Raw genomic sequence first — 9,111 nt, forward strand, 5'->3', positions numbered from 1 at the left:
GTCGATATTCTCGTCAACAATGCAGGCATCCAGCATGTCGCGCCGGTGGAAGAGTTCCCGATCGAGAAATGGGACGCCATCATTGCCATCAACCTGTCGTCGGCGTTCCACACCATCGCGGCCGCCATCCCGCTGATGAAAAAGGCCGGCGGCGGCCGGATCGTCAACATCGCCTCGGCGCATGGCCTGGTCGCGTCGCCGTTCAAATCGGCCTATGTCTCGGCCAAGCACGGCATCATGGGATTGACCAAAACCGTTGCGCTCGAACTGGCGCGCGAAAAAATCACCTGCAACGCCATCTGCCCCGGCTATGTGCTGACGCCGCTGGTCGAGGCGCAGATCCCCGCCCAGATGAAAGCCCATCAGATGGACCGCGAGACCGTCATCCGTGAGGTCATGCTGGACAAGCAGCCGACCAAGGAATTCGTCACGGTGGAGCAGATCGCGGCAGCGGCGGTGTTCCTGTGCTCGGACGCGGCGGCGCAGGTCAACGGCACGCAACTGTCGGTCGACGGCGGCTGGACCGCCGCGTGAGGCGCAAAACTCTCTCATCCACCCAAAGGGATAGATCAAGGACGACGCCATGACCAAGAACGGCAAGGCGGAGGAGACGAAGAAGATCAACGTAGCGCTTCAGGGCGGCGGCTCGCACGGGGCCTTTTCCTGGGGTGTGCTCGACCGGCTGCTGGAGGACGGACGGCTGGAGATATCAGCAGTGTCCGGCACCAGCGCCGGCGCCATGAACGCGGTGGCGCTGGCCGACGGATATGTGCGCGGCGGAGTCGAAGGCGCGCGGCAAAAACTTGACGATTTCTGGCGCGCGGTGGCGGCCAAGGGGCGGTTCAGCCCGGTGCAGCGCATGCCGTGGGACGTCGCCTGGGGCAACTGGTCGATCGAGAACACGCCCGGCTATCTCTTCTTCGATACCATGTCGCGGGTGTTCTCGCCCTATGTCGCCAACCCACTCGGCCTCAATCCGCTGCGCGACGTGGTGCAGCAGGAGATCGATTTCGAGAACGTCCGCGCCTGCAAGTCGATGGAACTGTTCATCTCGGCGACCAATGTCGAGACCGGACAGTTGCGCGTCTTTTCCGACGGGGAGATCGACCTCGATACGGTGATGGCCTCGGCCTGCCTGCCGCAATTGTTCCGCGCCGTCGAGATCAAGGGCGTGCCCTATTGGGATGGCGGCTATGGCGGCAATCCGGCGCTTTATCCGTTCTTCAAGACGGCTGCGACCGAGGACGTGCTTCTGGTGCAGATCAATCCGGTGGTGCGCGAGGGAACACCAAGAAGCGCCAACGAGATCCAGAACCGCATCGACGAGATCACCTTCAACGCCGGGCTGCTGCGCGAATTCCGCTCGATTGCCTTCGTCAAGGAGCTGATCGCCGCCGGCCGTCTGCCACATGGCGAGTACCGCGACATCCGCATGCACCGCATCGATGCCGACGAGGCGTTCAAGGACCTGTCGGCGTCCTCGAAGGTCAACGCCGAATGGGCGTTTCTGACCTACCTCAGAGATCTCGGCCGCACCGCCGCCAGCGACTGGCTGGAAGAGAATTACGACGCCGTCGGCAAGCGACCGACGCTCGATCTCTCCGGCGAACTGGATGACGGCTTCAAGCCGGTACGCGGTCCGGCACCCGGCCGGCGGGTCAAGGAATTTCTTGCGGCCCGCAAGAACCCGGAGGCAGAGCGCCGGCGCGCCTGAGCGACCAATCGATGTGCATCGATTGGTCCGCAATCATGCTTTCAAGGTCAGGTCGATCACCCTGATCAGGGCAGCGGCTGCCTGCCGCTGCCCTTCCGGATCTCTGATCCGCGCCTTCATGCCTTCCAGCCCGTCGAGCAGCATGTCGGCAAGCAGTTGCGCCGACAGGCCCCTGGCCGCCAGATCGACGCCGTTCCTGGCTGCCTCGCCCTCTATCGCGGCGCCGATGTGTTGGCCAAGCCCGCCGCGCCAGCAGCCCACCAGATCGCCAAGGCTCGATTTCATGTCCAGCAATTCGGCGCCGTGCGGCGAGGCAACGACCGCGCTCATCATCGAGATAAAGGCCTCATCGATGGCTCGCATCATGCGCTCGGTGAAAGGGCCGTCGCCGGATAGGGCAAACCTTGCCGCCTCGACCGAGCGCGACAGGATCATCATGGCGATGGCGCGGAAAATGTCGGTCTTGTTCTTGAACAGGAGATAGAGCGCCGGGCGCGACATGTCGGCGGCACGGGCAATGTCGTCCATGGTGGTGCGCGAGAAGCCATAGGCCAAAAACACCTTCATCGCGCCATCCAGAATACGGACGCGTTTGGGATCGGCGGTGGCGGTGTCTTCGATCTGGTTCATAGAGCAATTCTATCCTGCAAAATCCTAATTGACAAAATGACGAAATTTGTCAATCTGTATCGGAGCGAAACGGCCGGGAGGCCGCTTCGCCCTTGGCAGTGGACGACAACAAAGGGTATCCCCATGCGCCTCACCGTCGACGGTCAGTCATTCGATATCGACGCCGATCCGGACATGCCGCTGCTGTGGGCACTGCGCGATCTCATTGGCAAGACCGGGCCAAAGTTTGGCTGCGGCATCGCCGCCTGCGGCGCCTGCACTGTACATGTCGACGGTCAGCCGGTGCGTTCCTGTTCGTTTCCCGTCGGCGAGGTCGGCGGCGCCGTCACCACCATTGAAGGCATCGGCACGGCAGGCGGACTGCATCCGGTGCAGCAGGCATGGCTGGAGGAACAGGTCGCGCAATGCGGCTACTGCCAGGCCGGCCAGATCATGAGCGCGGTGGCGCTGCTCGATGAAGTCGCCGACCCGAGCGATGCCGACATCGACAACGCCATGGGCGGCAATCTCTGCCGCTGCGGCACCTATCCCAAAATCCGCTCGGCCATCAAAAAGGCCGCGGCGCTCAAGACGGCGGGGCTCTGACCATGGCCAGTGTCGGAAAGATCGCCCGCCGCACGTTTCTGATTGGCGCTGCCGCTGTCGCTGGCGGCGTTGCCGTCGGCTATTACTACTATCGCAAGCCGTTCCCGAACCCGCTCGAGGCCGAGCTTGGCAAGGGCGAGGCGACGTTCAACCCTTATGTGAAAATCGGCGCCGACAACACCATCACCATCGTCGCGCCGCGCGCCGAGATGGGGCAAGGCATCTCGACGACGCTTGCGGCCATGGTCGCAGAGGAACTCGACGTCGGGCTCGACCGGGTCATGGTCGAGCATGGACCGGCATCCCATGCCTATTACAACGCCGCGATCCTCGAGGAGGGCGGTCCGTTCGCCTTCTTCGATGAAAGCCTGACCGCGCAGGCGGTGCGTTCCGGTCTCGGTGTGGTCGGCAAATTCCTTGCCCTGCAGGGCACCGGCGGTTCGGCTTCGACACGCGACGGTTTTGACAAGATGCGGCAAGCGGGTGCCGCTGCCCGGCAGATGCTGGTCGCAGCGGCAGCGCAAAAACTGGGTGTCGCGGCGGCCGATCTGGAAACGGCCGACGGTTCGATCCTGCACAAGGCGTCGGGCAAATCGCTGACCTACGGCGCGGTCGCCGCGGCTGCCGCCGCGATGGCGCGGCCGGCCGAAGTCAGGCTCAAGGACCGGGCCGACTGGAAGCTGCTGGGAAAGCCGCAGAAGCGCATCGACATGCTGGCAAAGCTCACCGGGGCGCCGATCTTCGGCATCGATGTCCGGCTGCCGGAGATGGTCTACGGCACGGTCAAGATGAGCCCGCGCTTCTGGTCGAAGCCGGTCAAGGCGGACCTCTCCAAAGCCGAGAAAATGCCTGGGGTGATCAAGATCGTGCTGCTCGAGACGAATTACGGCCATGGCTTCGGTATCATCGCGAATAATACATGGGCAGCATTCAAGGCGGCCGAGGCGATCGACGCCCAGTGGTCCGATCCTGAATATCCGCTCAGCAGCGCCGCCATTTCAGATGTGCTGAAGCAGGCGCTTGCCACCAAGGGGTCGGTGATGCGCGACAATGGCGATGTCGAAACCGCCTTTGCCGACGCGCCGCGCGAAAGCATCATCGAGGCAGACTATGCCGTGCCCTATCTGGCGCATGCGACGATGGAGCCGATGAACGCCACGGCACAGTTCAGGGACGGTGCGCTCGACATCTGGTGCGGCAACCAGGCGCCGACCCTGGTGCGGCAGCTTTGCGCCAACGCGGTCGGCATCGAGCAGGACAAGATCAATGTGCACACCACCTTCATGGGCGGCGGTTTCGGCCGGCGCGTCGAGATGGACTACGCGCTGTGTGCCGCGCTGATGGCGAAGGAGACGGGCGGACGCCCGATCAAGGTGACGTGGACGCGTGAAGAAGACATGCGGCACGACGCCTATCGGCCGGCTGCTATCGGCAAGTTCCAGGCGCGGCTCGGTGACGATGGCATGCCGATCGCGGTCGACATGAAGATGGCCTCGCCATCGGTGATTGCCGGTACGCTGCGCCGGCTGTTCCCCTCGGTATCGCCGCTCGGTCCCGACAAGACCATTGTCGATGGCGCCTATGACCAGCCCTACACGATCCCGAATTATCGGGTCAGGGGTATCGCGGCGCCGGTCTCCATCCCTGTCGGCTCCTGGCGTTCGGTCGGCAGTTCGGTCAACGGCTTCTTCCATGAGGGCTTCATGGACGAGATCGCGGTCGCCGGAAAAATCGATCCGGTCGAGATGCGCAAGAGACTGATGGCCGCCTATCCCTCGGCGGTGAAGGTGGTCGAGAAAGTCGCCGCGATGGCGAAATGGGGCGAGGCGCTGCCCGCCGGCAAGGCCAAGGGCATGGCCTTCACGCTGTCCTTCGGCAGTTGGGTCGGCGAGATCGTTCAGGTGGCGGACACGCCGGCCGGCATCCGCATCGAGAAGGTGTGGATCGCTGCCGATGTCGGCACCGCGCTCGATCCCGGCATCATCGAGGCGCAGTTGATTTCCGCCGCCATCTACGGCCTTTCGGCGGCGATGGGTCAGGAAATCACCTTCGCCGACGGCATGGTCGAACAGTCGAACTTCCACGATTTCGATGCCATGCGGATCTTCCAGTGCCCGGTCTTCGAAGTCGCCATCCTGGAAAATTTCCACAAGATGGGCGGCGTCGGCGAGATCGGCACACCGCCGGCGGCTCCAGCACTCGCCAACGCCATCTTCGCGCTCACCGGAAAGCGCATCCGCACGCTGCCGCTGTCGAAAACGGTGGCCTTCGCATGAAGAAGCTCCTCATCATGCTGACGCCTGCTGCCATGCTCGTGCTCGCAGCGCCGTTTGCGATTGCGCAAGAGAGCCAGACGCCGGCGCCGGCGACCGTCGACGCGGCGAAAGGCCTGCCCGAATGGGACAAGGTCTATGCGGTGTTCTCGCATCCGCGCTGCGCCGACTGTCATGTCGCGGACGACCGGCCGCGATGGTCGGGTGCGCACTATCGCGGTACGCGCGTTCACGCCTTCAATGTCCAGCGCGGTGCTGACGGGTCGGGCTTCGGCAATCCGGGCCTGCGCTGCACGACTTGCCATTTCTCCAGCAATTCCAAGGCATTGCACGGGCCGCCCGGGGCCGAGAACTGGCATTTGGCGCCGGCCGAGATGGCCTGGTTCGGCAAATCCTCGGCCGAAATCTGCGCCCAGATCAGGGATCCCCTGCGCAATGGCAACCGCAGCTTGAAGGACATCGCGCTGCATGTTCGCGACGACAGATTGGTCGCCTGGGGCTGGGCGCCGGGGCCGGATCGTGAACCGGCTCCGGGCTCTGCCGAAGCGACCTATCAAGCGATCGAAGACTGGGCCGCGGCGGGCGCATCTTGTCCGCCGGGGCAATGATCTTGCAACTTTCAGACTATATTGCGGTGCAACTTTGATGTAGAAGCGCGCTTCGCCGATCACGGCAAATTGAACACGGCTTGGCGCGCACCCATATCGGCGACGCGCCCGCGTTATGAGGACGCTGGCCGAACCCGCAGTGGAAAACAACGACGATGCCGAGAATCAGGTTTCACAAGCTTGCAGCCATTGTTGTGCTCATTGGTTTCGCGGCGTGGATGGCGACAGGCGAGTTTTCGTCGGTCGGCAGCGTAGCCGCCAACAAAGCCAAGGCAGCCGGAGCCGAACAGGCCAAGGCGCCGGACGCGGCCAAGCCGAAGACGGCTGAAGCCGAGCCGAAGGCACCGCTGCGCACCGTTGCGGTGGTGACGCCGCCACGCAAGACCTATGCACGCGCCATCCGCATTTCCGGGCTGACCGAAGCCGACAAGCGGGCGGTGCTGGCGACGCGCGTCGCCGGTGTCATCGACAAGCTGCCTGTCAAGCAAGGCGATCACGTCAAGACGGGGGATCTGGTACTGATGCTTGCGGCGGAAGAAAAGATCTCGATGGTCGACAATGCAAAGCAGTTGGTGGTGCAGCGCCAGGCCGAGTTGGACGCAGCCTTGCGGCTGATGAAGACCGGCAATCTGCCGAAGCTGCAGCTCGACACCGCGCGCTCGAACCTGACCTCGGCGCAGTCGCAACTGGAAACGGCACAGGCCGAACTCGACCGCAACGAGGTGAAGGCGCCCTTCGACGGCGTTATCGACCGGGTGCCGGTGGAACTTGGCAGTTCCATCATGCAGGGCGGCGAGGTGGCAACCATCCTCAAGCTCGATCCGGTGATTGCCCGCGGCGAAGTCAGCGAGCGCGATCTCGGCTACCTGAAACTCGGGGACAAGGCCACCATACGGCTGGTCAGCGGCCAGACTGTCGAAGGCACCGTGCGCTACATCAGCCGCGACGCCTCTTCGGCGACCCGCACCTTCCGCGTCGAGGTTGCCGTCCCCAATGCCGACGGCTCCGTGCCGGCCGGCATGACGGCGGAAATCGCACTCAGCGCGTTGCCGACCGATGCGGTGCTGCTGCCGCGCTCGGTGGTGACGCTCGGCGACAAGGGCGACCTCGGCATCCGTGCCGTCGGCAAGGACAACAAGGTTGCGTTCTTCCCCATCGACCTCGTCGACGACACGCCGACCGGCCTGGTGCTTGGCGGCATCCCTGCCGATGCGCGCATCATCGTTGCCGGCCAGGAACTGGTGAAGGAAGGCGATGAGGTCAAGCCGGTCGAAGCCGACCAGGCAACCATCCAGAAACTGCTGGGCGAAGCGACCGCCGGCACGCAGTAGCATGGGGTACGGCGGACAGACCCCGGGCGGGGACACTTGGCTGCGACGCAGCTCGTGAAATTCAAGAACAGGCGTTAGCCATGGATATCGTCAGACTCGCAATCAACAATGCCCGCCTGACCATTTCGGTCCTCGTCTTCCTTCTGCTCGCCGGCTGGGTCGCCTATCAGTCGACGCCGAAGGAAGCCGAGCCCGACGTTCCGATTCCGATGATGTATATCAGCCTGATCTATCAGGGCATTTCGCCTGAGGATTCGGAGCGCCTTCTGCTGCGGCCGATGGAAAGCAAGCTGAAGAGCCTGAAAGGCCTCAAGGAAATGCGCTCGGCCGCCTTCCAGGGCGGCGGCTATGTGCTGGTCGAGTTCCAGCCGCAGACAAATCTGGCGACGGCCTTGCAGGACACGCGCTCCAAGGTGCAGGACGGCAAGGCCGACCTGCCGCAGGCGGCCGAAGAGCCGGTCGTTACCGAAGTCAACATCTCCGAATTCCCCGTCCTCGTCGTCACCCTGTCGGGCGAATTGCCCGAACGCGTGCTGACCGCCGCCGCGCGCGAACTGCGCGACCGTATCGAGGAAGTGCCAGGCGTCCTGGAGGGCTCGTTGCAGGGTTCGCGCGACGATCTTGTCGAAGTCGTCATCGATCCGATGAAACTGTCGTCCTACGGGTTGCAACTCGATCAGCTGATCGGCGCTGTCGGGGCCTCCAACAGTCTGGTCGCCGCCGGCAATATCGAAGGCTCGGAAGGCAAATACGCCGTCAAGGTGCCGTCACTGATCGAGACGCCCGAGGACGTGGCGGCCTTGCCCGTGGTCGCCGGCCCCAATGCCGTGGTGCAGGCCAAGGACATCGCGACGATCCGCTCGACCTTCGCCGATGCCACGACGATCACGCGCCTCAATGGCAAGCCGGCCATCGCCATCGAAGTCAAGAAGCGCATCGGCGCCAATCTGATCGACACGCTCGCCAAGGTGAGGGAGGTGTCCGACGCCTACGTCAAGACGATGCCGCAAGGCATGAACGTCACCTACACGCAGGACAAGTCGGTCTTCGTCAACCAGTTGCTCGGCGATCTGCAGAACCACGTCATGATCGCCGTCATCCTGGTGTTCATCGTCATCCTCTACGCGCTGTCGGGTCGTGCCTCGCTGCTGATCGGCCTGGCCATTCCGTCGTCTTTCCTGATCGGCATCCTGCTGCTGGCGATGATGGGCTACACGATCAACATGATCGTGCTGTTCAGCCTGATCCTGGCTGTCGGCATGCTGGTCGACGATGCCATCATCGTCACCGAGTTCGCCGAACGGCGGATGAGCGAAGGCATGCCGAAGGCGGAAGCCTTCGCATTGGCCGCCAAGCGCATGGCCGGTCCGGTCATTGCCGCGACGATGACGCGCATAGCCGCCTTCTCGCCACTGCTGTTCTGGCCGGGCATCATCGGCGACTTCATGAAGTACATGCCGATCACCCTGATCGTCACGCTATCGGCCTCGATGCTCTATGCGCTGGTGTTCGCGCCGACGCTGGGGGCGATCTTCGCCAAGGCGCCGGAGCATCATGAGGATGATAATCGCGACGGCTGGTACATGGCGATCGTCAAGCAGGCGGTGCGGTTTCCGATTACGGTGGTTTTGCTGACGGTCGCTCTGCTGTTCGGCGTCGGCTTTGCCTATTCGAAATATGGCGCCGGTGTCGAATTCTTCCCCAGTGTCGAGCCCGACTACGGCCTGCTCTACGTGCACGCGCGCGGCAACCTTTCGCTGGCCGAAATGGATACGGCGACCAAGATTGCCGAAAACAGGATGCTCGGCTGGCCCGGCATCAAGTCGGTCTACACCCGCGTCGGCAAGACACAAGGCGGCGGCCAGGATGTCCCTGAAGACGTCGTCGGCGTCATCCAGTACGAATTCATAGATTGGCGCGAGCGCAAGCCGGCGAACCAGATCCTGAACAATGTGCGCGGCGGCATGGCC

At 63.5% G+C, this 9,111-nt stretch carries 8 protein-coding genes; 7 read left to right on the forward strand and 1 reads right to left on the reverse strand.

All coding sequences use genetic code 11. The features are described 5' to 3' along the window. Both EN879_RS13645 and EN879_RS13650 read left to right on the forward strand, forming a co-directional pair. The coding region (locus EN879_RS13645) for a 3-hydroxybutyrate dehydrogenase (protein WP_127274094.1) at window positions 1-534 on the forward strand (534 nt) is incomplete at its 5' end. Between the two features lie 49 nt (window positions 535-583). Further along, a complete protein-coding gene (locus EN879_RS13650) occupies window positions 584-1,714 on the forward strand; it encodes a patatin-like phospholipase family protein (protein WP_027162499.1) in 1,131 nt (376 codons plus the stop codon). Window positions 1,715-1,747: 33 nt separating this feature from the next. On the opposite strand, the gene EN879_RS13655 is transcribed toward EN879_RS13650, so the two are convergent. After that, window positions 1,748-2,344, reverse strand: coding sequence for a TetR/AcrR family transcriptional regulator (locus EN879_RS13655; protein ID WP_013529190.1), 597 nt, complete (start codon window positions 2,342-2,344; stop codon window positions 1,748-1,750). A gap of 123 nt (window positions 2,345-2,467) precedes the next feature. Between EN879_RS13655 and EN879_RS13660 the strand changes: the two genes are divergently transcribed. The 5 genes from EN879_RS13660 to EN879_RS13680 form a co-directional block, all read left to right on the forward strand. Further along, window positions 2,468-2,929, forward strand: coding sequence for a (2Fe-2S)-binding protein (locus EN879_RS13660; RefSeq protein ID WP_063169182.1), 462 nt, complete (start codon window positions 2,468-2,470; stop codon window positions 2,927-2,929). Between the two features lie 2 nt (window positions 2,930-2,931). After that, window positions 2,932-5,205: a xanthine dehydrogenase family protein molybdopterin-binding subunit gene (locus tag EN879_RS13665; protein WP_063169181.1), complete on the forward strand. Its 2,274-nt coding sequence runs from the start codon at window positions 2,932-2,934 to the stop codon at window positions 5,203-5,205. Continuing rightward, window positions 5,202-5,810 carry a hypothetical protein gene (locus EN879_RS13670; RefSeq protein ID WP_063169180.1) on the forward strand — a complete coding sequence of 203 codons (609 nt, stop codon included), beginning with the start codon at window positions 5,202-5,204 and terminating at the stop codon, window positions 5,808-5,810. The genes EN879_RS13665 and EN879_RS13670 overlap by 4 nt, the downstream gene beginning before the upstream one ends. Window positions 5,811-5,965: 155 nt before the next feature. After that, a complete protein-coding gene (locus EN879_RS13675) occupies window positions 5,966-7,141 on the forward strand; it encodes an efflux RND transporter periplasmic adaptor subunit (RefSeq protein ID WP_013529194.1) in 1,176 nt (391 codons plus the stop codon). 80 nt (window positions 7,142-7,221) lie between these two features. Next, window positions 7,222-9,111, forward strand: a 1,890-nt coding sequence (locus tag EN879_RS13680) for an efflux RND transporter permease subunit (RefSeq protein WP_164774403.1), incomplete at its 3' end; no start/stop codon positions are given.

This window comes from Mesorhizobium sp. M7A.F.Ca.AU.002.02.1.1, assembly GCF_003998535.1.
GTDB classification, from domain to species: domain Bacteria; phylum Pseudomonadota; class Alphaproteobacteria; order Rhizobiales; family Rhizobiaceae; genus Mesorhizobium; species Mesorhizobium ciceri.

Coding starts and splice junctions, on each gene's coding strand:
- EN879_RS13650 (WP_027162499.1), top strand. CDS start 584: ATGACCAAGAACGGCAAGGCGGAGGAGACGAAGAAGATCAACGTAGCG.
- EN879_RS13655 (WP_013529190.1), bottom strand. CDS start 2,344: ATGAACCAGATCGAAGACACCGCCACCGCCGATCCCAAACGCGTCCGT.
- EN879_RS13660 (WP_063169182.1), top strand. CDS start 2,468: ATGCGCCTCACCGTCGACGGTCAGTCATTCGATATCGACGCCGATCCG.
- EN879_RS13665 (WP_063169181.1), top strand. CDS start 2,932: ATGGCCAGTGTCGGAAAGATCGCCCGCCGCACGTTTCTGATTGGCGCT.
- EN879_RS13670 (WP_063169180.1), top strand. CDS start 5,202: ATGAAGAAGCTCCTCATCATGCTGACGCCTGCTGCCATGCTCGTGCTC.
- EN879_RS13675 (WP_013529194.1), top strand. CDS start 5,966: ATGCCGAGAATCAGGTTTCACAAGCTTGCAGCCATTGTTGTGCTCATT.